We start from the raw sequence: 23126 nt of genomic DNA on the forward strand, positions 1-23126 counted from the left end.
TGAGGGGCAAATCAGATTCAGCGCCACTCTTGCAAAATACTTACTACTAGAGTTACGCTACTCGTTCGGGTTACCGCACTAGGAGTGTTTCAACTAGCGTGTTCACCATTTGTCACAATAAGATGACGGTGACATCACTCCAGGAACTTGTTGGCAATAAAATCAGCCTCAGTTGCAAGTCGTCAATGACGACAGTTGCAAGCTATGGGGATTTACTGCCATAAAAAGCATCTGGAATCAGTAGACAATGATGGATGAAAATAAACAGATAAACAATACAAGCCAGCAATTGGGTGAACCAACAGAGGTAAAGCAAGCAATGAAAAGCGACTCCCCAGCCCCAATCAATTCCAATGAATCTGGCAGCGAAGTTAATGAGCAAGTGGCAGCCCAAACCAATGTAACGGCGGATACGGCTACTCTTGATCGAGAAAATGGCGTCGCTGCCAGTGAGAAAGCTGAACTACAAACAGCAGCTTTGGCAGAACTGACTCAACAAATCGAGTCTCTCAAAGCACAAGTAGAAGAACGTAGCACTCAATATATGCGGATTGCCGCTGATTTTGAGAATTACCGCAAACGCACTAGTAAAGAAAAAGAAGAACTAGAGGTGCAGATGAGGCGGAACACGATTCTGGAGTTGCTGCCAGTGGTCGATAATTTTGAGCGGGCGCGATCGCACCTCAAACCGCAATCTGAAGGCGAAATGACCATCCATAAAAGTTACCAAGGTGTTTATAAACAATTAGTAGATACCCTCAAACGCTTAGGTGTTTCACCAATGCGCCCTGAAGGTCAAGAATTCGATCCCAACCTGCACGAAGCAGTAATGCGGGAACCTACGGATGAACATCCTGAAGGAACAGTGTTAGAAGAGTTAGTGCGCGGATATTACTTGGGCGATCGCGTGCTGCGCCATGCAATGGTCAAAGTAGCTGCTCCCAAGGAAGATACACCTGCCACACCAGACGATCAGTCGAGTCCAGCCAACAGTTAAACTGTAACCGCTCGCCTCGCTGACCAAAAGTGCCTGGTTTGTAGCAGAGGCGAGCATCATTACTGAGTATTGGAAAATCAGGGGGATGAGAGAGCAGGGGAGGCAGGGGGCGCAGGGGACAAAGGGACAAGGAGAATAATTTTTAACTCAGCACTCCCCATACCCAATGCCCAATGCCCCATGCCCAATTCTCCATTTCTAGATGCTGAAGTTTTGAGCTAGCCTTGGTTCGGAGTAACAAAAATTAATCCGCGACATCATAATTACAGCATAAAAACTCAGTAAAAATACTGGCAAATATGGGAAAAGTTATTGGGATCGACTTAGGCACTACTAACAGTTGCGTCGCAGTTTTGGAGGGCGGTCAACCACTTGTGATCTCCAATTCTGAAGGTGGACGAACTACTCCAAGTATTGTGGGATTTGGCAAGAGTGGCGATCGCTTGGTCGGTCAACTGGCAAAGCGCCAAGCGGTAACCAATGCCGAAAACACAATTTACAGTATTAAAAGATTCATCGGTCGGCGTTGGGAAGATACTGAAGTAGAACGCGATCGCGTACCCTACAACTGTGTCAAAGGTCGAGATGATACCGTTGATGTTCAAATTCGCTCAAAAAATTTTACACCACAAGAAATATCTGCCATGATCCTGCAAAAGCTCAAGCAGGATGCGGAAAACTTCTTGGGCGAAACTGTCACCCAGGCAGTGATTACCGTACCAGCATATTTTACAGATGCCCAAAGACAAGCAACTAAAGATGCCGGTACTATTGCTGGATTGGAAGTCCTGCGAATTATCAATGAACCAACTGCCGCGGCTTTAGCTTTCGGATTAGATAAACAAGAGCAAGAGCAGTTAATTTTAGTATTCGACTTGGGAGGAGGCACTTTCGACGTGTCGATTCTGCAACTTGGGGATGGTGTTTTTGAAGTTAAGGCAACTTGTGGTAACAACCACTTGGGTGGAGATGACTTTGATAATGCGATCGTGCGTTGGATGATCGAACGCTTCCAGCAGCAGGAAAAAATTGACCTTTCCCAAGATAAGATGGCACTCCAACGCCTACGGGAAGCAGCGGAAAAGGCAAAAATTGAACTCTCCAGTATGGTCAATACCTCCATCAATTTGCCTTTTATCACCGCCGATGAAAGCGGCCCCAAGCATCTGGAGATGGAACTAAGCCGCTCTAAATTTGAAGAACTTTCAGGGCAATTAATCGAAGCTACCATCGAACCGATGATCCAAGCCCTTAAAGACGCAGATCTCAAACCACAAAACATCGATCGGATTATTTTGGTAGGTGGTTCTACCCGCATTCCCGCAGTCCAAAATGCACTGATAAAATTTTTCAATGGCAAAGCTCCCGATCGCTCTATCAATCCTGACGAAGCTGTAGCACTAGGAGCTGCTATCCAAGCAGGGGTATTGGGTGGTGAAGTCGATAATCTCTTACTATTGGATGTCACTCCCTTATCTTTAGGGATTGAAACCTTGGGTGAAGTATTCACTAAAATCATTGAACGCAACACCACAATTCCCACTAGCAAGTCACAAATATTTTCCACAGCAGTTGATGGACAAACCTCGGTGGAAATTCACGTCCTCCAAGGTGAACGGGCAATGGCACGGGATAATAAAAGTCTTGGTAAATTTCTCCTAGCAGGAATTCCCCCATCACCCCGCGGTGTACCGCAAATTGAAGTATCTTTTGAAATTGATGTCAACGGAATTCTCAAGGTTGGAGCGCAAGACAAAGGCACAGGTAGAGAACAAAGTATCAGGATTACTAATACAGGTGGTTTAAGTAATAACGAAGTCGAACGGATGCGCCAAGAGGCGGAATTGTTTGCCGAAGAAGACAGGAGACGTAAAGAACTGGTTGAACTCAAAAACCAAGCAGATAACCTGTTGTTCAGTTACGAATCCACCATCAAGGATAACGGAAACTTTATCGGCGAGCAGATGAAAACCTTGGCTAGTGAAAAAGTCGCACAACTCCAAGCTGCAATGATTGACTCCACCATCTCCACAGCGGAATTTAGGCAGCGTTTAGACGACTTCCAACAAACCTTGTTTGCCATTGGCGCCGATGTGTACAACCGAGCTAACAGCCAAACCGACGAAATTGGCGAACCTTCAGCTGGTGTGTTTACCCCAGAAATAGACTCAGCTATGAACGGCACACTCATACCGCAATTCAACTTTGATTTTGACGAAGAAAGTACCGCACAAGCTGATTATGAAGCGATAGATTAAAAGTTGGGCATTGGGTATAGGGCATGGGGCATGGGGCATGGGGTCAAGGAAGAATAATAAAATCCTCACTCCTCACTCAGTACGGGCTAAACGCCCCGCTACCGCTAACAGCATTCCAATGCCCAATGCCCAATGCCCCATGCCCAATTTTGAGATTTTTATTCAAACACTTTAATATATCTATATATATTGATGCTAAATTTAGCGAAGTTTCACAAAATCCCAGCAGTTTGCTAGATTGTAGAAGCAAATTACTGTGGGCTAAACGGTGTGCTAGTTGAGATGCGATCCAAAGCAGATGGGTGGTTTTCCACACCTGATGGTGCGGCTAGCCCCTCTGGTTGATGGGCGGGGTTTTCCTCTCCTACGTAGCACAATTGTAAAAGAGACAGCAAACTCGGCAGTCAGAAGTTTGACCAGGGATTTTCTCTGTTTGCAACTATTTCTGTAATTTTTGTCGTCTCCCACGAGGAAAGGCCTGTTGCTCAAGATTTGTCGGTGATTTTTGTAAAGGGTAAAGGGTAAAATCAATTATTAACAAAAATTAATTTTATCTTCTGCCTGTCCTCCGGCAAGCCGCCCTCCTAAAGACGCTTTCTAGGCAAAACGCCTTTTTGTAGGGTAGCAAGTAACCGTAACGTTCTACTGCCTCCTGCTTTGTTCCTTCTAACTTTTACCTTTGCTATATGGCCCGCGACTATTATGAAATCCTGGGTGTCTCTCGTGACGCCGACAAAGAAGAAATCAAACAAGCTTACCGCCGTTTAGCCCGGAAGTATCACCCAGACGTGAACAAAGAAGCCGGGGCGGAGGAACGCTTTAAAGAAATTAACCGCGCTTATGAGGTACTCTCTGAACCAGAAATTCGCGCTCGTTACGATCGCTTTGGTCCAGAGGGTGTGTCAAGTGGAGCTGGTGCAGGCTTCCAAGATATTGGCGATATGGGTGGCTTTGCCGACATCTTTGAAAGTATTTTTAGTGGCTTTGCTGGGGGTATGGGTGGCCCAGCCCAACAACAAAGACGCCGCAGCGGCCCCGCGCGAGGTGATGACCTGCGGCTAGACCTGAAGTTAGACTTTCGGGAAGCAGTATTTGGCGGTGAAAAAGAAATCCGCATTTCCCATTTAGAAAATTGTGAAGTTTGTAGCGGTTCTGGTGCAAAACCAGGAACGCGTCCACGCACTTGTTCAACTTGTAGCGGATCGGGTCAAGTCCGTCGTGTTACGAGAACACCCTTCGGTAGTTTCACTCAAGTCTCAACTTGTCCCACTTGTAATGGGACAGGGATGGTAATTGAAGATAAGTGTGATGCCTGTGATGGCAAGGGCGCAAATCAAGTAACAAAGAAACTCAAAATCACCATTCCCGCTGGGGTGGATAATGGCACACGCTTGCGGATTTCTAATGAAGGTGATTCAGGTCAACGTGGTGGCCCACCTGGGGATTTGTATGTTTACTTGTTCGTTAATGAAGACGAGGAATTCCAACGAGATGGCATCAATATTCTCTCGGAAATCAAAATTAGTTACTTGCAAGCAATTTTAGGTTGTCGCTTAGAGGTCGATACGGTAGACGGGCCAGTGGAACTAATCATTCCTGCGGGAACCCAGCCAAACACAGTGATGAAGTTGGAAAATCGTGGTGTACCAAGATTAGGAAATCCCGTAAGTCGGGGCGATCATATGCTGACAGTATTAATTGATATTCCTAACAAGGTAACCCCAGAGGAGAGGGAATTGCTGGAGAAGCTGGCTAAAATTAAAGGAGATCGTACTGGCAAAGGCGGTCTAGAAGGATTCTTGGGAAATCTGTTTAAGTAATGAAGTCATCTTCTATTTCAACTCCTGATGCTCAACTTGATTTACGCGGCACCCCGTGTCCAATTAATTTCGTGCGGACAAAACTACGTTTAGAGAAAATGCCGTTGGGGGGTTTACTGGAAGTATGGCTAGACCCAGGAGAACCGATTGAGCAGGTTCCCGATAGTTTAACAATGGCAGGTTATCAGGTGGAAAAAATTACAGATTGTAGTAGTTATTTTTCCCTGTTAGTGCGTCGCCCAGTTAATAACCAATGATGGCGGAAACTTCTGCTGCAACTGGACAGTTATTGGGTACTGTACTAGCTGTGCAGGCTAATTTTTATCGGGTACAGCTGGATGTGACAGACACGGAGACACGGAGACACGGGGACACGGAGACACGGAGAGATCGAGAAAAGTCTCAAATCGAGATTCCTTCGATCGCAACTTCCGCAAATACAGAGAATTCTGTCGCTGCGTCTCCCCATCTCCCCCTCCTCCTCTGTACTCGTAGAACGCGGCTGAAAAAAATCGGACAACAAGTGATGGTGGGCGATCGCGTTGTTGTAGAAGAGCCAGATTGGGCTGGAGGACGAGGAGCAATTGCTGAGGTTTTACCCCGCGAAAGTGAATTAGATCGTCCAGCGATCGCCAACGTTAACCAAATTTTATTAGTATTTGCTGTAGCCGATCCGCCTTTGGAACCTTATCAATTGAGTCGGTTTTTGATTAAGGCTGAGTCTACTGGCTTGGATGTGCTTTTATGCTTGAATAAAAGCGATTTAATTTCACAACAGGAACAACAGCAAATTAGCGATCGCCTATTGGGTTGGGGATATCAACCGTTATTTATCAGCGTCAAAAATGGCATAAATATAGACCAAGCAGCCAGCTATCTCAGCAATAAAATTACTGTCATTGCTGGGCCTTCCGGTGTGGGGAAATCTAGCCTGATTAATTGGCTAATTCCCAACGCTAACCTGCGAGTGGGGGAGGTTTCTGGCAAATTAGCTCGCGGTCGTCATACTACCCGCCATGTAGAATTATTTGAATTGCCCAGTGGTGGTTTATTAGCAGATACTCCGGGTTTTAATCAGCCGGACATGGATTGTAACCCAGAGGAATTAGTACATTATTTTCCAGAAGCAAGAGAGAGGTTAGCAGTTGCTAGCTGTCGATTTAGCGATTGTTTGCACCGCGATGAACCTGAGTGTGCAGTGCGGGGAGACTGGGAAAGATACGAACATTATTTAGAATTTTTGGATGCAGCGATCGCTCGTCAAACACAACTTCACCAACAAGCCGATCCGGAATCCACTCTCAAGTTAAAAACTAAAGGTAAAGGGCAGAGTCAATACGAACCCAAACTGGAAACTAAAAAATATCGCCGTGTTTCCCGAAAGACTCAGTTACAGGACTTGCAACAGCTGTATCAAGAAAGCGAAGAGTAACACAATAACCTGTCACGATAGCATAAGTAGGTAGACATAATTAAATGTAAGATTGGAGCTTTGTTCGTAGTAAGCGATTTATCGCTCTTAACAGACGTTTTAATGGCTCAAGCCCATACTACGAACTTTAGTTTCATTGAGTCCTTCTACTTAGATACAAATAAAAATATGGTCTTGTATGTCTCAGACCGTTGGCGTCACTCCTAGTGTAAAAGATTTCAAGGGGCGACAATCGCCTCTAAAGCAAGCCAAATAAAGGTTTGAGAGGCACAGACCCCTTGAAAAAATTAGGTGCTTATTGAGAATGAACTGTACAGTTATTAAGCAGCTACCTGTAGGGTACAGTTTAATGGTAAAAAAGAACGGTCTCGTAATTTGATTAAGACCGTCATAAATAATGTTGGCATCATTCTACCAAAACTTTTTAGAAAAATACCTGAATAAAGCACAGTTAATCACCCTAAAGATGTTGGTGTGGTTGCTACAAAATCAAAAACAAGTGAAGATAGAAAGACTGGCAGCAACACTACCATTACCAATACAACAAAACAGTCGGAGGCGGCATTTACAAAGGTTTTTAACACAAAATGCATTGAGTGTAGTGTTGTTATGGTTTCCTATCATTGAAGCAATAATTAATCAACACTTTAAAGTGGGTTCACAATTAACCATTGCGATGGATAGAACACAGTGGAGAGAAAACAACGTGTTGATGGTTAGTGTAATTTACCAAAAGAGAGCGTGGCCTATATATTGGTGTTTGTTAGAGAAAGATGGTAGTAGTAACCTAGAAGAACAGCAAAAAGTATTACGTCCAGTAATCCGCTTATTAAAAAAGTACAAGTTAGTAATTATTGGAGATAGGGAATTTCACAGCGTAGAACTAGCACAATGGCTCCAAAAGCAGAACATAGGTTTTGTATTACGTCAAAAGAAGGACACGACTTTTCGGGAGAAAAGGCAAAAATTTCAACCTTTAAGTAACATTGAGATTTATCCAGGTGTCCGCCAATTTTACACAAATGTTAAGGTGACTCAAAAGCGAGGTTTTGGTTGGTTCAATTTGGCTGTTTATTGGAAGAGGAAGTACAAAGGGAAACAAGACAAAGAAGCTTGGTATTTATTAACTAATTTGCCTGATTTGAACACTGCTCTCAAAATATATGCTCAACGTTTTGGGATTGAGGCGATGTTCAAAGACTGTAAAACTGGCGGTTATAATCTGGAAAGTTCTCAAGCCAGTCCTGATAGACTTGTGCGTTTGATTTTATTAATCGCTTTGGCTATGACCAGTGCTTGGTTACATGGACAAAGAACTAAATTTCAAAAACAAGAATCATATATTTGTCGCCAAGAAGAAAAAAATAGAAATCAGAAGCGTCACAGTAATTTCTGGATAGGTTTATATGGTTTCAATTGGATAGTTGCTTGGTATGGGTGTCAAGCATGGGTCGAGGAACTGGTCGGTTTCAGTCGCAATAAGCAAGCATATTATCAGCGAGGTTTAAGGGCTATGAAGCTTATACAGCAAGCTCTTTAACTCGCTTGTCGCCCCTTGAAGTAAAAGATACACCTGAGAGTATAATTTTGCCGTGAATCGCGGGTATTGACCCCGAACAAATATTCGGAAAATAGAATTTTATTTCTCAACTAGACGTGGAAAAATAGTCCTATGAACCAAACAATATTCGATGGAGTCCGTTGGACAACCTCAGACTTAGAATTACTCGCTACTGATGAATGGAAGCGGTATGAAATTATTGACGGAGAATTATTTGTGACTAGAGCGCCTCACTGGAGACATCAGCGAACTGGCGGTAATATTTATTTTGAATTAGAAATTTGGTCTCGGTCGAGTAAGCTAGGTGAATCTATCGCAACTCCTGGGATAATTTTTACAAATGCTGATAATGTCATACCCGATGTAGTTTGGATCGGTAATGAGCGTTTAGCACAGTTGCTAGATGATGAAGGACATTTGAGAGGAGCGCCAGAACTCATTGTGGAAGTGCTTTCTCCCGGGACAATCAACGAACGTCGAGACAGAGAGGCCAAACTCAAACTCTACTCATCCACAGGAGTACAAGAATATTGGATTGCAAATTGGCAATTACAGCAGTTAGAAGTTTATCGCCGAGAAACTGCCCAATTAAAACTGATAGCAACTTTGTTAGCTGATGACGAAATCACATCACCACTTTTGCCAGGTTTTAGCGTTCGAGTTCAGCGCTTTTTTGTATAATTTTGGCCTAGGCTAGCAAAAACCGTAGGCATCGCTTCTGAAAGTCAACTTCAGCAAACAAGGCAAAAGTAAAATTCTTCTGGAGGAAGATACTAAGAGAACTCGGCTAAAAAATAATTCTTAAACTCCAAAGGCAGAAAGTTCACAAAAGGAGTGTAACTGAGAAACTCGATTTTTATACTGCAACAAGCCAACCCACAACCAGAAAAGGAATGCCCACGAGTTCAAATATTGGTACAAAGCTTTTAAATTAATTGAAAACTCCTATAAACCTAACTGACGATCCCCATAAAGTCTTAAAATATTGTTAATTTCTGGCAACCCCCTCCACCTTCAACTTACAAGTACCACCCCAAAATCATTATGGCTATTGGCTATGTCGCGCTTGTCCTTCATGCACATCTGCCCTTCGTTCGTCACCCAGAAAGTGACTATGTGCTGGAGGAAGAATGGCTCTATGAAGCCATCACAGAAACTTACATCCCGTTATTGAAAGTATTTGAAGGCTTAAAGCGAGACGGTATCGACTTTAAAATCACGATGAGTATGACACCACCTCTAGTGTCGATGCTTCGTGACCCCCTGCTGCAAGAACGCTATGACGCCCATTTAGCCCAACTAGAAGAACTTATAGAACTGGAAGCTGAGCGTAATGTCCACAACGGACATATTCGTTATTTAGCGGAACATTACGCCACTGAATTTAATGAAGCCCGTCAAATATGGGAACGCTACAACGGTGACTTGGTGACAGCTTTTAAGCAGTTCCAAGACAGTAATAACCTGGAAATTATCACTTGTGGTGCTACCCACGGCTATTTGCCGTTAATGAAAATGTATCCACAAGCAGTGTGGGCGCAAATTCAGGTAGCCTGCGAACACTATCAGGAAACCTTTGGACAAGCACCCAGAGGTATTTGGTTGCCGGAATGCGCCTACTATGAAGGTGTAGAGCGAATGCTGGCAGATGCTGGTTTACGCTATTTCCTCACCGATGGACATGGCATTCTTTACGCCCGTCCCCGTCCACGCTTTGGCACTTATGCCCCGATTTTCACAGAAACTGGTGTTGCGGCCTTTGGCCGAGATCATGAATCTTCTCAACAGGTATGGTCTTCTGAAGTTGGCTATCCTGGAGCGGCGGAATATCGAGAATTTTACAAAGATTTGGGCTGGGAAGCAGAATATGAGTACATCAAGCCCTACATTATGCCCAATGGTCAACGCAAAAACACGGGCATTAAATATCACAAAATTACTGGGCGTGGTTTAGGGCTATCAGATAAAGCACTCTATGACCCTTATTGGGCGCGGGAAAAGGCAGCGGAACATGCCGCTAACTTTATGTATAACCGGGAGCGGCAATCGGAACATCTTTATGGTATAATGCAACGCCCACCGATTATCGTTTCACCTTATGATGCCGAGTTATTTGGACATTGGTGGTATGAAGGCCCTTGGTTCATTGATTTTCTATTCCGTAAGTCGTGGTATGACCAAGGAACCTATGCGATGACCCACTTGGCAGATTATCTGCGATCGCATCCAGTACAGCAAGTATGTCGTCCTTCCCAGTCAAGTTGGGGTTTTAAAGGTTTCCACGAGTATTGGTTGAACGAAACAAACGCCTGGATTTATCCACATTTGCATAAAGCCGCTGAGCGAATGATTGAAATATCTCACTTGGAACCAGAAGATGAATTGGGGTGGCGAGCATTAAATCAAGCAGCGCGGGAATTGTTATTAGCACAATCTTCTGACTGGGCTTTTATTATGCGGACGGGAACGATGGTACCATACGCAGTAAGAAGGACGCGATCGCACTTAATGAGGTTTAATAAGCTCTACGAAGACGTGAAAGTTGGCAAAATTGACAGCGGTTGGCTCGAAAAAGTCGAGGTCATGGATAATATCTTCCCTAACATCAACTATCGCGTCTATCGTCCGTTGTAGTAGTAGGGTGGGCAATGCCCGCCTTATATTATTAATAGTGAGGAGCGTTTACTTCGGCAAAGCTCAGTACAAGTATTTTACCAACAACAGAACAAGCCTTAGCCTGTGTACGGGTTTGTCAAATGTTGTCAAATCTGTACAAAGATATCCGTTTATTTCGATTTGACGACAGAAGCGGAGAAGTTTATATCCTATCTGCGGATGAACTTCAGATTATTGTTTATCCCAATGGCGAATGGGATTTTGTCAATGAACCCGAATTATGAGCAAATGACTTTTCAAGAATTGAGAGCTTATGTAGTGGAAAACCGCGAAGACATTGAAGCTCTACGTTTTTTGATGAGCAAACGTGACCCCAATTCTAAAGGCTATCCTATGCCTTTAACAGAAGCAGATATGCAAGCCCAGATGGAAATCATCAGGCGCAAGATTAATGGAGAACTTTGAAATTATTATTCAAGTTAACTAAGCAACAGTAGGGTGGGTGTTATTTACCCACCCTAATATTTTATGCACATTCTAGTCAGCTGCCTTTATTGTTATTGGGGCAGGTTGCGGCTGCTGTAAGCATCTATGGCATAAGCAGGAGTACGTTTTGTGTAGTCTATATCCAAGCCAGTGATGGACTTAGCCAACTTTTCAAAAGACTCAGAACGCCAGTTACGCTCGTGGATAGGCTTGCTTTGTTCTCCCAAGAAATAAGCCAAAGAGCCTAAAACTGAAACAGCTACCCAACCCACAACCGCTAATGCAATTACTATAGTCATCGTTAAACCTCAGTTTTAAGTTTTGTAACTTTATGTAAATAAATATAACTTTAACAAAATAAAAGTTGCAATCTATCCACGGGTGTGTATGCCGATAGACTAAGTACGGTATTCCACACTGAACAGTACCAAGTGGTGAGTATTGACTCAAACAATAAGATGGGAGTAACGCCAAACTATTATGAAACTATTATGTTAGAGGCTATCTGGGTCAATATTTAATTCTCGGAGTTTAGCAGCTAATCTTTGCGCCTTTTGCTCCGTTTGCTGTCGAGCCTCTTCTGCGGCTTGTCGTGCAACTGCTTCCTCTTCATGAGTTAGGAGTGTTTGACCCGTAGCTGGATTGTAAAAACGCAGTTTTCCTCTCTCCAAGCGCAACTCTAGCCCCAAAACTTGACTGGGTAAGGACACTGTACCATCTGGTAGGGTATTTGTTGTCACTGGGAAATAATTACCTTCGACCAAGTGTAAACCTTGGAGTTGAGGATTAAGATAATCGCCTGTAGGATCGTACTGAAAATATTCACGTACCCCTAGAAAGGCGTAGATTCCTTTCTTTGCACCTTGGTCTTTGGTACGGGTGGTTTTTGAGGTAATCTCTAGAACGAAATCTGGGATTTTATCGTTTTCTTCCCAGGTTTTGTAAGAACGTCGGTCATATTTTTCTACTCCAAACATCACAAATACATCTGGTGCGACAACTGATTCTGGATTACCTTTTTCGTAATAGATAAATAAATTACCAGCGACGTATACATTTGGATGATTTTGAAAATAAATATCCAGCACAGTGGTAGCGTATACAAGACACTTGCGCTGTAAATCACCTTCAGCTATTGGCTTGCCATCCTCATCTGGGTATTCAATTGGGGTAACAGGGATATACTCAACTGAGGCTGTCATGGACGGATACCTAAACTCAACTAGGGCTAAAGTCAATAATATCGCTTAAAATCTAGTTGCCATGATTAGACTCAAATTTTACTAGCAGTTTAGCCCCAAATTTCCTGGCTTTGTGTCAATAAAGTTAAAAAAGACAGGCAAAATGCCTGTCTGATAAACAATGAATAATTTAGCAAAGAATTTAGAAATTCATCTCAGCAGCTTGGACTCTTTCAACCTGCTTCTTCTTCAGCACTAGCATAACTTGAGCCAGCATTACAAGAGCGATGAATGCAATTAAACCTTTGACTCTGCCAGCGTCTTGCAGTACGATTTCTGCATCTTTTTGACCGAATCCACCGACGTTGGGGTTATTGGTCAAAGCATCACCAGACTTAACAGCTTGTCCTTCGGAAACAATCAATTCTGGGCCTGCGGGAACTGTATCAACGACAACATCGCCAGACTCAGGTTGGATGTTAACCTGATATTTGACGTTACCGTCTTCATCTTCCTCTTTGGCAATTTTAGTAATTGTGCCAGTAGCGGAAGCATTATAAACGTTGTTGTTGCTCTTTTCGCCGGTGGGATAAACTTGTCCGCGCCCGCGATTACCACCTACGTGAACTGAATATTTACCAAAGTGGATGTTTTTGTCGGTTGCGGGGTTGGGAGAAAGAACTGGGAAGACGATTTCTTGGTACTGTTCGCCGGGTAATGGGCCGACGATGACAATATTTTCTTTCTCTTCGCTGTAGGGTTGGAAGTAAGTATCGCCGATTTCTTCTTTAAGCTCCTCGGAAATGCGGTCTTCGGGAGCAATCTTAAAGCCTTCGGGTAGCATTAGCACAGCACCGACGTTTAAGCCAGTTTTAGAACCATCGGCACCAACTTGCTGAACGCTGGTATCGTAGGGAATCTTCACTACAGCTTTGAACACAGTGTCAGGTAGCACCGATTGGGGAACTTCCACTTCTGTCGGCTTGGCTGCTAGGTGACAGTTCGCACAAACAATCCGCCCGGTTGGTTCGCGGGGGGTTTCAGGATAGGTTTGCTGTGCCCAAAATGGATAGGCAGCAGCAGATTGGGGAAGGGCGAGATCGCTAGTGAAGTAGAATGTCACAGTGGCGATCGCTATGAGCAATGTTTTTACAATTGCTCTAGCACTGCGAGTTAACCTCGCTGTTACAGAAGCATTTCTCATCTCTATAAGGACAATGATTGAATTAGTCATTAGTCATTAGTCATTAGTCATTAGTCATTGGTCATTAGTTAAAGGACAAAAGACAAATGGCTAAGGACAAAATTATTAAGTCCACCAAGGTGCATCGCCGGTGCGGAAGTCGGTTTCAGTCCAAGGACTTAAGACAATTTTGTCGTCTGTTGTGCTGGCGTGGGCTAAAGCCAAAGACAGTGGTGCTGGGCCTCGAACAACTTTACCAGTTGAATCATACTGAGAACCGTGGCAAGGACACTTAAATTTGTTCTCAGCAACGTTCCAAGGGACAACACAACCTAAGTGGGTGCAGATAGCATTAATGCCATAATCTTTGATGGCTTCTTTGTTTTCTACCACAATATAGGTGGGGTCACCCTTGAGTCCTTGAACTAAAGTGCGATCGCCTGCGTTACGGTTTTCGAGAAATTTGGCGAGACTGACATCGTTACCCAACTCGTCTTTTGCTGTGGTTCCACCACCAGCACCACCGCTAGCTGGTGGAATAAAGTACTTGACAACGGGATACAATGCACCCAGAGCTACTCCAGTGACAGTCCCAAAAGTGAGCAGATTCATGAACTGACGACGCCCCATATCTGGCACGTCTGCTGATTCCGAAAATTGAGCCATAATCTACGCGCTCTTTGTGTATTTTGTTAAGCATTTTGACAGGAGTACTTGTACTTGAGCAACTCTTGTCTAAGTCGAAATGCTAACGCTTACGACGATGCCATACTTCTCGGTTCCAAGATATGTTTAGCATCTTTTCTGTTAGCATTACATTTCTTTATATCCTTATCATACTGGAGTTACGGAACTTAACATCATAACTAAATGTAAAATCTGATTGAGAAAAGCTATGACAGGACAGGAATTACGTCAACTGCTGATTGAGAAGTGGGGATACTCTTACGATGTCCAGTTTCGGCGGGCACAGGGCAAGATATTTTTACAAGTTATGTGGAAATATCTGGAGCAAGCTTCTTTTCCCTTAACTGAGGCAGAGTACCAAGAGCATCTTGATAGCATCGCTAATTATCTTCATGCTTTGGGTGGAACGGCACAAGTGCAAACGTTTATCACCCAAACACGCGATCGCCCCCGACTCGGCAAAGCTGTTAGTATTCCTCTAGATTTGGGCGAACGCGCTTCTGAATGGATTTTATGAGTTTTTTACTTAATTATTTAGTACTTTATAATACTTATTTGATTGGCGATCGCAGTTGTCTCTTGCTTACCAACAGAGTAGCTGCAATGATTGGTATCTCAAAGATACATAGGGATTTATACAGATAAAATACAATGGTAGAAAATAACTTTTAGCCAAAAAACATTATGTTGATTCCTGTTATCAAAGAACACATCGAAATTACTCCTGATGTGTGTGGAGGAAAACCCAGGATTGCCGGACACCGCATTAGAGTTCAGGATATTGTCATCTGGCACGAACAAATGGGAATGTCACCCGATGAAATTCTTTATCATTATCCAAGTATTAGCTTAGCTGATATTTATGCAGCCTTAGCATATTATCACGATCATCGAGAAGAAATTCGTCAACAAATTGCTGCTGATGAAGAATTTGCTCGTCAGCTACAAGAGCAAAATCCATCATTATTGGCAGAAAAATTAAAGCGTCGCTTGCATGGCTAAGATTAAATTTCATTTAGATGAAAATATAACTCTTGCGATAGCTAATGGATTGCGAAGACGTGGTATTGATGTCACCACTACTCCAGAGCAAGGAATGATAGGACAATCCGATGAACAACAATTAGAATTTGCCATTTCTCAAAATAGAGTTATTTTTACCCAAGATACGGATTTTTTGAGGCTACATCATACAGGATTTTTTCATCCAGGTATTGTTTACTGTTCACAAAAAAGTAAATCTATTGGAGAAAGTTTGCAGGGGTTAATATTAGTTTGGTAAGTAATAGATGCTGAAGAAATGCACAATCGTTTAGAGTATTTATAAAAGCAAGCGATCGCAGTTGTCTCTAGCTTACCAAGAGATTGAGATCCTCTCTCCAGTCGGTAATTCAGCTATTTTTTCTCCTTGGAGGTTCCAAACCTGAACTTGAAAGTTATTTGTATCAAGGCTAACAACAACAGCCAACTTTTTACCATCGGGGCTAAACTTGATTTGATAATTAGAATCCCAATTGTTAGATGCAATATTGCCAGTTGGAAATGTAATTACTTGCTTTGTTTGAACGTTCACTAGCCATACTTTGTCACGTCCAATAAAGGTTAATAGCTTACTATCAGGACTAAATTTAACATCTTGAATTTGAATATCAGCAGATTCAGTCAAAAATGTAGCTACTTGCTGTCCTTGGAGATTCCAAAGTCCTACTTTTTTAGAGCCAACAATAACCAACATTTGACCATCGGGACTAAATCCATAATTTTGAACATCACCAGTTGGCAATGTAGCTACTTGCTGTCCTTGAAGATTCCAAAGCCCTACTTGTTCAGAGCCAACAATAACTAACATCTGACCATCGGGACTAAATTTCATATCTTTAATAGAGTTATCAATAACTGAAAATTCAGCTATCTTTTGTCCTTGATGATTCCATAGTTGTACTTTGCTTTTATATTCTTCAAAATTAGCCAATAAATTACCGTCAGGACTAAATCTAAAATTATCAAAATTCTCAGTAACAGAACGAGTTGAAAATTCAGCTATTTGTTGTCCTTGAAAGTTCCATAAGCGCACTTCAGCGTCATTTCTAGTAGCTAACAGTTTACCATCGTCGGTAAATCTGAAATCGTTACTATAGGTGGGAAGTAAAGCTATCCGTTTTCCTTGAAGATTCCACAGACTTACTCCATCCTTCTCAGCTATAACTAACAGCTTGTTATTAGGACTAAACCTAAAGTTAGATGTTTTAGCTGCAATAGAAGTAATCTGTTGTCCTTGAAAATTCCATAATTTTATTATATTGTCATGTTCTCTAGTAGCTATCAGCTTACCATCAGAGCTAAAACGAACCATTTGAAAACTTGAAATGTTGGACTTAATGTAATTTTTTTCTTGTATTCGATCAAGAACTGTTTGCAAAGACAGAGTGGGGGTAGTGGTAGGGTACTCCTCAAAAGAAAGATTGTCACTAACAATGTCTTTTAATTCTTGTGCTGCTCGCATCGTAGAAACTAATGTATCTAACTGCGAAAATTTAAACTGTTGTTCAACGTTCTTTCCCTCTCGTTCTAGTCTGGTGACAATTTGATTTTCTTTTAAATCTTTTTGGGCTTTTTGCAGGGTTGTACTTGCCCAAATTACTACTGCTAATTGACAATACAGCTTGGGGATTGTTAACTTTTCCTGCCAAACCTTGGGCTAATGGTTGTACTTCTTTTAGTTTAAAACCATCGAGGGCGATCGCTCTACCAATATTAAAGGGTGTACGGCTTTTATCTTGAATCAAATCGGAGGGAGTTGCTACTCCTAATAAGGCAAAAGTAAGACGATAATATTCGGGGCGATCGACTCGCTTATTATAACAAGCTCGAATCAGGGCAAAAAAATCATCAATGGGAAAATTTAAACTGAGAACCGTATCAATTTCATCCACAAAAATGACAATATTTTTATCAACATAATGTAACAACACATCCTGAATAAATTCACTCAATCGCTGTACAGGTGAAATTAATTCATGTTTTTTCCACCAACTCCGCCAGTTAAATTTTTCTGATAGATTGAAACTACTTACCAAACTAGCAATAACACCTGCATACCACTTTTCTAGCGTTACACTTTGAATACCAATCTCTGTCAAATCAATAAAAGCGCAAGCAATATCATCTGCAATTAATTGTTGCATTGTTTGGACTCGCAAACTCGACTTACCCATCTGGCGCGAGTTCAAAACATAACAAAAGTCACCTGCTTTTAAAGCATTATATAAATCTTGATCTGCCTTTCGTGTCACATAGCTAGGTGCATTTACAGGAAGACTTCCGCCTACTTGATATTTATATTCCATTTTGAAACTTTCAATTATAGTATTAGTGATAATTGGAAGATGACATGACAGATATGAGTTTGAATTTCCTGATTAACAATCATAGATTTTACTCACACTTCGCTATCAGATTCCTTGCTAACTATTTCTCGGAATTCATCTAATGTCATCTCAACAAAATGATTAGATTGGAAACTCAGATATCTTTTGAGGTGAAATGAATTATTGCTGTAAGTAGCCCTTACTAATCGCGCCTTTAAATTTGGTTCTTCTTTCTTTAAGCCTTGTATTAATATATGAATTGCCTGATCTACAGCAGCCTTTTTTTCTGACTCAGGTATATTTGAGTTACGATATGATTCGCAAAGTTCTGCCAAAAGTTGACGAACTAGCTGAAGTTCGTCTAATTCAGGAATAGCAATAGCTCCTGCTGCACCGCTTGGTGATTTAGGTTTTGGTTGAAGAACTACAAATTCCATGTCTGGCTCGTCTGGCTTTGTTCGTCTAGAGATTAAGTAAGACAAGCCTATATTTATTATTAGGTTACTCAAGGCAGTATGTAATAAAATTAAGTGAATAGAGTTCATATATCAGTCCAGTTGAGATATTTAAAATATTGGTGCTTTAGGTATGATTGGCAGTTTGTTATAAGAAGAAAAATATTTGGATTTACTCATAGCTAAAATAACGCCGATATAAATCACATCTGGGTTGCACTTTTACACCTGTAAATTTCACTAGTCCCATAGCATATAATTTATAAAGTTGAAAACGCTCCAATTGCACTGACTCTGAAGTAGAGTTAATTAATGCTTTGAATGATTCAAATAATTCCACGTCTTCTTGTAAATTGATTAATAATCGCTTGAGATGATGGCTATAAATTCCCTCGTCAGTTGCGGCTGTTGCTAAAAAATCTTCTAATGTTAAATTCTGACGCTTAATATAATACATTGCAAGTCGCACTAAATAAGGATGCCCACCTACCATTGCCATCAGTTTTTCAACTTGATTTTGCTGCCAATTTAATTGATGACGCGATGCTAAATCTTGCACTTCTGCTTGAGTAAATTCTGGCAAATTTATCGGCATTCCCACATTGAATGGAGATTTATTTGCATCTAACTGAATATAAACTTCGGTAGAATGCACTACTACCAATCGGAGTTTTTGCCAAATATTAGGATTTTTTGATTTCTCATGCCAAAGTCGCAAAAGTCCAAAAAAATCTTGAGCAATTTCTGGATAATGGAACAGGCGATCGCTCTCATCTAATCCTAAAACCAAAGGACAGTTTATCTGAGGTAGTAAATACTCTTCAAAATAAGATGTACAATTATAATTGCTACTCAAAAGCTCTAAATCCCAGTATTCATTTACCCGATCCTCTAGTTGTAATTCTCGACTAACCATTTGACAAAACCCACGTAAAAAGTTATCTAAACTGGTTAGCATGGCTTTATCTGCTAATCTCAAATTCAACTGCACTGTACGATAATCATGTTGTGCCGCATGAGCCATAATTCTAGTCAGTAGTGATGTTTTGCCCATCAGCTTTGGTGCTTTAATCAGAATCAAAGTACCGGGATAAAAAATCTCTTGATAACAATCAGATTCAATAGTCGAACGTTCTATATAAAAAATAGAATTTACAGGTATTTGGCCTTCTGGGAATTCTAGGGTTAATTGCACTCCTGTTAATAAATTAGGGTTAACTAAGTCGGGACGGAAATGAGCAAATAGTTCAATCAATTCCTGACGATAAGAAAAATGCTCTCCCTCCTGATTTTTGAACTCAAATTCTCGGCAGATCTTGGCTATATGTCGCCTAACAGTTGATGAATCGCTGAGACTTAGGCTTTGGGCGATCGCTTCATCTGTCTTCCCAGCTAAAAATGACTTTAAAACCATCCTTTGTGTTTTTGTAATCTTTTCAAAGGCAGCATCAAACTCTTCTTTTTTCATGGCACTAATCCTAGCTAAGATTTAAGCGATCGCTCTATTTGTGAGTTTTTTTGCACAAAAAGCTTAGCTCAACTGTTTTCGTGAGCGATTTGACACAAAAATATACAGCAGAATTCAGAATAGGCTACGCCCCGCTGCGCTAACAGGAGTCAGAATTAGAATAGTCTGTGTGACTAGCTAGCAGACCTAGATAGTGTATTTCACTTGAAATATGCTGTATTTATACAAATTACATGTAAATGTGCATTAACTTCAATTCCAGGTCACAAAGCATTATATTTATGCACAAATTTATCGACTTGGAATTACATTTTGTTAATATAAAAAAGTTTATGATCTAAAATATGCTACGAAATTCTCTTGCCGAGGGGTACATCTCTATCTGGCTGAATTAACACAACTTCCCCATCATCTAGAACTACTCCCAAAACTAAAACTTCGGAGATGAAATCGGCAATTTGACGGGGTGAAAAGTTAGTTACGGCTAATATTAATCTACCGATTAATTCAGTTGGTTGATAAAGTTTTGTAATTTGGGCACTAGATTTTTTGATGCCCAAATCGCCAAAATCTATCCACAATTTATAAGCTGGCTTTTTAGCTTTAGGAAATTCTTCAATTTTGATGATTTTACCAACATTAATTTCTACTTTGTCAAAATCTTCAAAACTAACTTGTGCCATCGCTGAGTTAAGATTTTAATTTTTTATTGGGTAGAGCGAATCGCTATTTTCCTGTCAGCTTTACTAAACCAATGCCCCCAAAGTAAAGTCCCAGGACTGCACCAGCTAGAAGGCTTTGGGTGAGGGGGTCAGTAGAAGGTGTGAGAACGGCTCCTAAAACAACTGCTCCCATAATCACGTAACGCCAACCTGAAACCATCTTCTCGGAGGAGACAATATTCAAGTTACCGAGTAATAGTTGAATGATGGGAATTTGAAATGCTAAACCAGTGCTGAATAAAAGTAGCAGCACAAATTCAAAATATTTATCAATTGACCAAAGTTGTTCGACTACATCTGCTCCATAGCTGATGAAGAATTTCAAAGCTGCGGGAATCAGAAGTAAATAAGCAAATACTAAACCTGCTGCAAATAAAACACTCGACCCTAAAACCACAGGCCCTAGTAAGCGGCGTTCGCGGCGAGTCAGTCCAGGAAGCACAAACTGGATAATTTGGTAAAGAATGAAAGGACTAGAAAGTACCACACCAGTGTAAGCTGCGACTTTGAGGGAGACAAAGAAATATTCTCCAGGTGCAAGTTGAAGAAATTTGACTCCTTGTGCTGGAACCTCAAGTAGTTGGACAATGGGCTTAACGGCAAAGAAACAACCGATAATACCTATTGCTACAGCAATCAGCGAATAAAAAATTCGCAGTCGTAATTCTTCTAGGTGGTCGAAAAGTGACATTTCGACTTCACCCGGCAACTCATCTAAAGGATCTGTTTCGGAGTTGCCATCTGCTTCTGTATTTATATCAGGAACGGTTACAGTATCTACGTCTTGTGAAGGCGTCATGAGTCCAGTTAGTAGGCAACAATTTTCAACTGAGTGCTGAGTTGGGAGTTAGGAGTTAGGAGTTAGGAGTTATTCTACTTCATCTCGGCATCTCGGCATCTCCCGCACTCTCTACTCAGCATTGTTAACTATTTTATCCGGCGATCGCAGCCACCAAGATATGTTTTTGAGTACTGCGAGTTTTTTGTCCTGTTTTTTGGGGTTAGATGTGCATAAGTTAGTAGGAAGCCATCTTGTGGGCAATGCCTAACCTAAAATAGGGTGGAACCGATAATTTGTAAATCACGTCTCTGCGGCTAGTAGGACTGAGTAACTCAACACAACATCAATATACAATGCTCAGTTTTTCAACTCCGGTTCATCAAGGTGGCATCTAAGTTTAGCGTAATCAGAAATTTTTAGCTGAGGTTGTATGAACCGGACAATTTGCATTGGTCTGATGGCATTGCCCATATATTTATCCAATGCTGAGCTAGGCAATGTTTATAGTAATGTGTCAATTGTCAAAAACCAGCTTTCTAACATAGCTGCTCTGATGGTTTACAGTACAAATGCTCCCTCAGGTATATTGCCGTGGGATATATCGGCTAGAGATGACCAAACCGAAGATTGTCTTCGCTCTGGTATCTGCAAGGATTGATAAGTAGAAGGCAGGGGGCAGGGGGCAGGAGGCAGGAGGCATAAGGGAAAAGCCAGTTTTGATCGGGGTTTTAAACTTTTGCCTTTTACATTTAATTATGTCTACCTACTTACTAAGCTGTTATGCATTTAAGTTGCAGATTAACTTGTGAGGTTGTCATTTATTTTTTACTAATGATTAATGACGGTCTTCAAGAAAAAATACAACATCTAAGCGCATTAGCTTAATTCACAATTAGGACACACAGAGAAATATTACAGCAGTTTCATAATCAAAAAAACTAATGGTTACAGAAAATTATCAAGGTACAGTCCTGATTACAGGAGCGTCAACAGGAATTGGTCAGGCCTGTGCTTTACTTTTAGACCAATTGGGATTTTCTGTTTTTGCTGGTGTGCGTCAAGACATTGATGCTCAAACACTCCAACAAAAAGCTTCACCAAGGCTGATTCCAATTTTTTTAGATGTTACTGATGCTGAATCCATCGCTTCTGTAGTTGATAAGGTAACAAATACAGTGGGTGATGTTGGAATTTTAGGTTTAGTAAATAATGCTGGAATTGCTGTCCCAGGCCCTTTAGAATTATTACCGATCGCTGAATTTCAACATCAGATGAATGTTAATGTCACTGGACAATTAGCAGTAACACAAGCATTTCTTGGTTTATTACGCCAAGGTCGCGGTCGAATTGTGAATATGGGTTCGATTGCTGGTAGAAGTTCTACCCCGTTTTTGGGTGCTTACAATGCTTCAAAGTTTGCTTTGGAAGCACTCACTGATGTGATGCGTATGGAGTTAAAACCGTGGGGAATCTCAGTTTCAATTATTGAACCTGGTTCCATCGCTACGCCTATTTGGAATAAATCCCTGGCTCAAGCTGACATCGGACAAGATAGCTTATCAGAATCGGCACTAAATCTTTACGGTCAGGCGATGAATACTGTACGTCACAAAATGCAGACGATTGCATCTAGAGGAATTTCTGCGGATATTGTTGCTCAAGCTGTTGTCCACGCGCTGACTGCAAAACAACCAAAGACACGCTATCTCGTTGGACAAGATGCCAAAATCCAAGCTGTGCTAAAACATATTTTGCCCGATAAGCTCCACGATCGCCTAATTTTATATTCAATGGGTTTGTAGATTATACGATTTGGGATTTGGGATTTAATCTCAGGGAAATTAAATCCCCGGTTTCTTAAAGAGTCGGGGATCTCTATACCACGAATTCTCACTAATCAAATAGGATTGCTATATATTCACAAACACTACAAAATTGTACTTAATAGTACTTTTTTTGTGTCGGATATTTTTAATATTGATAAGAGTAGCTTATTTAATATTGAAACTTTTTGCAATTTATACTTATAGTAGTATTTTTGCCTAGTTAAAATCAAATATCACCATTGCAGTGTGCTACAAAAAACGTATATCGGAAAAATCAACCGAAAT

Annotated in this window: 25 protein-coding genes and 1 pseudogene; 16 read left to right on the plus strand and 10 right to left on the minus strand. The window is 41.3% G+C overall.

Features of this window, described 5'->3' with window-relative positions; translation table 11 throughout:
- The first annotated feature begins 247 nt into the window (after positions 1 to 247).
- The 11 genes from grpE (at position 248) to H6H03_RS12585 (ending at position 11149) form a co-directional block, all read left to right on the plus strand.
- A complete protein-coding gene (gene grpE / locus H6H03_RS12535; RefSeq protein WP_190955431.1) occupies positions 248 to 997 on the plus strand; it encodes a nucleotide exchange factor GrpE in 750 nt (249 codons plus the stop codon).
- Positions 998 to 1296: 299 nt separating this feature from the next.
- Entirely contained in the window at positions 1297 to 3255 is a 1959-nt protein-coding gene (dnaK, locus tag H6H03_RS12540) for a molecular chaperone DnaK (protein ID WP_190955432.1), read from the plus strand.
- A 23-nt stretch (positions 3256 to 3278) separates the two neighbouring features.
- Positions 3279 to 3536 carry a hypothetical protein gene (locus H6H03_RS12545; protein WP_190955433.1) on the plus strand — a complete coding sequence of 86 codons (258 nt, stop codon included), beginning with the start codon at positions 3279 to 3281 and terminating at the stop codon, positions 3534 to 3536.
- Positions 3537 to 3941: 405 nt separating this feature from the next.
- Positions 3942 to 5075: a molecular chaperone DnaJ gene (gene dnaJ / locus H6H03_RS12550; RefSeq protein WP_190955434.1), complete on the plus strand. Its 1134-nt coding sequence runs from the start codon at positions 3942 to 3944 to the stop codon at positions 5073 to 5075.
- Positions 5075 to 5332, plus strand: a complete 258-nt coding sequence (locus H6H03_RS12555) for a sulfurtransferase TusA family protein (RefSeq protein ID WP_099068110.1) — start codon at positions 5075 to 5077, stop codon at positions 5330 to 5332. The genes dnaJ and H6H03_RS12555 overlap by 1 nt, the downstream gene beginning before the upstream one ends.
- Positions 5329 to 6507, plus strand: a complete 1179-nt coding sequence (gene rsgA / locus H6H03_RS12560; protein ID WP_190955435.1) for a small ribosomal subunit biogenesis GTPase RsgA — start codon at positions 5329 to 5331, stop codon at positions 6505 to 6507. Before H6H03_RS12555 ends, rsgA begins: the two co-directional genes overlap by 4 nt.
- A 397-nt stretch (positions 6508 to 6904) precedes the next feature.
- Entirely contained in the window at positions 6905 to 8047 is a 1143-nt protein-coding gene (locus H6H03_RS12565) for an IS4 family transposase (RefSeq protein WP_190955436.1), read from the plus strand.
- Positions 8048 to 8179: 132 nt separating this feature from the next.
- A complete protein-coding gene (locus H6H03_RS12570; protein WP_190955437.1) occupies positions 8180 to 8749 on the plus strand; it encodes a Uma2 family endonuclease in 570 nt (189 codons plus the stop codon).
- 363 nt (positions 8750 to 9112) lie between these two features.
- Positions 9113 to 10702 (plus strand): glycoside hydrolase family 57 protein, encoded by a 1590-nt coding sequence (locus H6H03_RS12575; protein ID WP_190955438.1) that lies wholly within the window; start codon positions 9113 to 9115, stop codon positions 10700 to 10702.
- Between the two features lie 74 nt (positions 10703 to 10776).
- A complete protein-coding gene (locus tag H6H03_RS12580) occupies positions 10777 to 10968 on the plus strand; it encodes a DUF6888 family protein (RefSeq protein ID WP_190955563.1) in 192 nt (63 codons plus the stop codon).
- A complete protein-coding gene (locus H6H03_RS12585) occupies positions 10952 to 11149 on the plus strand; it encodes a DUF6887 family protein (protein WP_190955439.1) in 198 nt (65 codons plus the stop codon). Before H6H03_RS12580 ends, H6H03_RS12585 begins: the two co-directional genes overlap by 17 nt.
- A gap of 92 nt (positions 11150 to 11241) precedes the next feature.
- Here H6H03_RS12585 and H6H03_RS12590 read toward each other — a convergent pair whose 3' ends face one another.
- From H6H03_RS12590 to petC, 4 genes are all read right to left on the minus strand, one after another.
- Positions 11242 to 11469, minus strand: coding sequence for a photosystem II protein, Psb35-related (locus H6H03_RS12590; RefSeq protein ID WP_190955440.1), 228 nt, complete (start codon positions 11467 to 11469; stop codon positions 11242 to 11244).
- Between the two features lie 195 nt (positions 11470 to 11664).
- Positions 11665 to 12372: a Uma2 family endonuclease gene (locus H6H03_RS12595; RefSeq protein WP_190955441.1), complete on the minus strand. Its 708-nt coding sequence runs from the start codon at positions 12370 to 12372 to the stop codon at positions 11665 to 11667.
- Between the two features lie 181 nt (positions 12373 to 12553).
- Positions 12554 to 13555, minus strand: coding sequence for a cytochrome f (gene petA / locus H6H03_RS12600; RefSeq protein WP_190955564.1), 1002 nt, complete (start codon positions 13553 to 13555; stop codon positions 12554 to 12556).
- A 105-nt stretch (positions 13556 to 13660) separates the two neighbouring features.
- Positions 13661 to 14200 (minus strand): cytochrome b6-f complex iron-sulfur subunit, encoded by a 540-nt coding sequence (petC, locus tag H6H03_RS12605; protein WP_190955442.1) that lies wholly within the window; start codon positions 14198 to 14200, stop codon positions 13661 to 13663.
- 229 nt (positions 14201 to 14429) lie between these two features.
- Here petC and H6H03_RS12610 point away from each other — a divergent pair, with 229 nt between their 5' ends.
- The 3 genes from H6H03_RS12610 (at position 14430) to H6H03_RS12620 (ending at position 15503) form a co-directional block, all read left to right on the plus strand.
- Positions 14430 to 14738 (plus strand): DUF3067 family protein, encoded by a 309-nt coding sequence (locus H6H03_RS12610; RefSeq protein WP_190955443.1) that lies wholly within the window; start codon positions 14430 to 14432, stop codon positions 14736 to 14738.
- A 167-nt stretch (positions 14739 to 14905) separates the two neighbouring features.
- Positions 14906 to 15223 (plus strand): DUF433 domain-containing protein, encoded by a 318-nt coding sequence (locus H6H03_RS12615; protein ID WP_190955444.1) that lies wholly within the window; start codon positions 14906 to 14908, stop codon positions 15221 to 15223.
- Positions 15216 to 15503, plus strand: a complete 288-nt coding sequence (locus tag H6H03_RS12620; protein ID WP_190955445.1) for a DUF5615 family PIN-like protein — start codon at positions 15216 to 15218, stop codon at positions 15501 to 15503. The genes H6H03_RS12615 and H6H03_RS12620 overlap by 8 nt, the downstream gene beginning before the upstream one ends.
- A gap of 72 nt (positions 15504 to 15575) precedes the next feature.
- Here H6H03_RS12620 and H6H03_RS12625 read toward each other — a convergent pair whose 3' ends face one another.
- The 6 genes and pseudogenes from H6H03_RS12625 to tatC form a co-directional block, all read right to left on the minus strand.
- Positions 15576 to 16574 carry a WD40 repeat domain-containing protein gene (locus tag H6H03_RS12625; RefSeq protein WP_190955446.1) on the minus strand — a complete coding sequence of 333 codons (999 nt, stop codon included), beginning with the start codon at positions 16572 to 16574 and terminating at the stop codon, positions 15576 to 15578.
- 301 nt (positions 16575 to 16875) lie between these two features.
- Positions 16876 to 17568: pseudogene (locus tag H6H03_RS12630) on the minus strand (AAA-like domain-containing protein); the annotation flags it as partial.
- Positions 17569 to 17660: 92 nt separating this feature from the next.
- Positions 17661 to 18071: a hypothetical protein gene (locus tag H6H03_RS12635; protein ID WP_190955448.1), complete on the minus strand. Its 411-nt coding sequence runs from the start codon at positions 18069 to 18071 to the stop codon at positions 17661 to 17663.
- A gap of 145 nt (positions 18072 to 18216) precedes the next feature.
- A complete protein-coding gene (locus tag H6H03_RS12640; RefSeq protein ID WP_190955449.1) occupies positions 18217 to 19512 on the minus strand; it encodes an AAA-like domain-containing protein in 1296 nt (431 codons plus the stop codon).
- A gap of 347 nt (positions 19513 to 19859) precedes the next feature.
- The gene (locus H6H03_RS12645) at positions 19860 to 20195 is read right to left on the minus strand and encodes a tRNA-binding protein (RefSeq protein WP_190955450.1); all 336 of its coding nucleotides are present in this window, start codon (positions 20193 to 20195) and stop codon (positions 19860 to 19862) included.
- 43 nt (positions 20196 to 20238) lie between these two features.
- Positions 20239 to 21033 (minus strand): twin-arginine translocase subunit TatC, encoded by a 795-nt coding sequence (gene tatC / locus H6H03_RS12650; RefSeq protein WP_190955451.1) that lies wholly within the window; start codon positions 21031 to 21033, stop codon positions 20239 to 20241.
- A 412-nt stretch (positions 21034 to 21445) separates the two neighbouring features.
- Between tatC and H6H03_RS12655 the strand changes: the two genes are divergently transcribed.
- Together H6H03_RS12655 and H6H03_RS12660 are read left to right on the plus strand one after the other, a co-directional pair.
- Complete coding sequence (locus H6H03_RS12655) at positions 21446 to 21673, plus strand: hypothetical protein (protein ID WP_190955452.1); 228 nt, start codon at positions 21446 to 21448, stop codon at positions 21671 to 21673.
- Positions 21674 to 21956: 283 nt separating this feature from the next.
- A complete protein-coding gene (locus H6H03_RS12660) occupies positions 21957 to 22817 on the plus strand; it encodes an SDR family oxidoreductase (protein WP_190955453.1) in 861 nt (286 codons plus the stop codon).
- Positions 22818 to 23126: the final 309 nt, after the last annotated feature.

The organism is Nostoc paludosum FACHB-159 (assembly GCF_014698835.1).
In the GTDB taxonomy this organism is placed as follows: Bacteria; Cyanobacteriota; Cyanobacteriia; order Cyanobacteriales; family Nostocaceae; genus Nostoc; species Nostoc paludosum.

What these genes read in the sequence shown, in the direction of transcription:
- grpE (WP_190955431.1), top strand. Translation starts at nt 248, where the DNA reads ATGATGGATGAAAATAAACAGATAAACAATACAAGCCAGCAATTGGGT.
- dnaK (WP_190955432.1), top strand. Translation starts at nt 1,297, where the DNA reads ATGGGAAAAGTTATTGGGATCGACTTAGGCACTACTAACAGTTGCGTC.
- H6H03_RS12545 (WP_190955433.1), top strand. Translation starts at nt 3,279, where the DNA reads ATGGGGCATGGGGCATGGGGTCAAGGAAGAATAATAAAATCCTCACTC.
- dnaJ (WP_190955434.1), top strand. Translation starts at nt 3,942, where the DNA reads ATGGCCCGCGACTATTATGAAATCCTGGGTGTCTCTCGTGACGCCGAC.
- H6H03_RS12555 (WP_099068110.1), top strand. Translation starts at nt 5,075, where the DNA reads ATGAAGTCATCTTCTATTTCAACTCCTGATGCTCAACTTGATTTACGC.
- rsgA (WP_190955435.1), top strand. Translation starts at nt 5,329, where the DNA reads ATGATGGCGGAAACTTCTGCTGCAACTGGACAGTTATTGGGTACTGTA.
- H6H03_RS12565 (WP_190955436.1), top strand. Translation starts at nt 6,905, where the DNA reads ATGTTGGCATCATTCTACCAAAACTTTTTAGAAAAATACCTGAATAAA.
- H6H03_RS12570 (WP_190955437.1), top strand. Translation starts at nt 8,180, where the DNA reads ATGAACCAAACAATATTCGATGGAGTCCGTTGGACAACCTCAGACTTA.
- H6H03_RS12575 (WP_190955438.1), top strand. Translation starts at nt 9,113, where the DNA reads ATGGCTATTGGCTATGTCGCGCTTGTCCTTCATGCACATCTGCCCTTC.
- H6H03_RS12585 (WP_190955439.1), top strand. Translation starts at nt 10,952, where the DNA reads ATGAACCCGAATTATGAGCAAATGACTTTTCAAGAATTGAGAGCTTAT.
- H6H03_RS12590 (WP_190955440.1), bottom strand. Translation starts at nt 11,469, where the DNA reads ATGACTATAGTAATTGCATTAGCGGTTGTGGGTTGGGTAGCTGTTTCA.
- H6H03_RS12595 (WP_190955441.1), bottom strand. Translation starts at nt 12,372, where the DNA reads ATGACAGCCTCAGTTGAGTATATCCCTGTTACCCCAATTGAATACCCA.
- petA (WP_190955564.1), bottom strand. Translation starts at nt 13,555, where the DNA reads ATGAGAAATGCTTCTGTAACAGCGAGGTTAACTCGCAGTGCTAGAGCA.
- petC (WP_190955442.1), bottom strand. Translation starts at nt 14,200, where the DNA reads ATGGCTCAATTTTCGGAATCAGCAGACGTGCCAGATATGGGGCGTCGT.
- H6H03_RS12610 (WP_190955443.1), top strand. Translation starts at nt 14,430, where the DNA reads ATGACAGGACAGGAATTACGTCAACTGCTGATTGAGAAGTGGGGATAC.
- H6H03_RS12615 (WP_190955444.1), top strand. Translation starts at nt 14,906, where the DNA reads ATGTTGATTCCTGTTATCAAAGAACACATCGAAATTACTCCTGATGTG.
- H6H03_RS12620 (WP_190955445.1), top strand. Translation starts at nt 15,216, where the DNA reads ATGGCTAAGATTAAATTTCATTTAGATGAAAATATAACTCTTGCGATA.
- H6H03_RS12625 (WP_190955446.1), bottom strand. Translation starts at nt 16,574, where the DNA reads ATGGTTCGTTTTAGCTCTGATGGTAAGCTGATAGCTACTAGAGAACAT.
- H6H03_RS12640 (WP_190955449.1), bottom strand. Translation starts at nt 19,512, where the DNA reads ATGAAAAAAGAAGAGTTTGATGCTGCCTTTGAAAAGATTACAAAAACA.
- H6H03_RS12645 (WP_190955450.1), bottom strand. Translation starts at nt 20,195, where the DNA reads ATGGCACAAGTTAGTTTTGAAGATTTTGACAAAGTAGAAATTAATGTT.
- tatC (WP_190955451.1), bottom strand. Translation starts at nt 21,033, where the DNA reads ATGACGCCTTCACAAGACGTAGATACTGTAACCGTTCCTGATATAAAT.
- H6H03_RS12655 (WP_190955452.1), top strand. Translation starts at nt 21,446, where the DNA reads ATGAACCGGACAATTTGCATTGGTCTGATGGCATTGCCCATATATTTA.
- H6H03_RS12660 (WP_190955453.1), top strand. Translation starts at nt 21,957, where the DNA reads ATGGTTACAGAAAATTATCAAGGTACAGTCCTGATTACAGGAGCGTCA.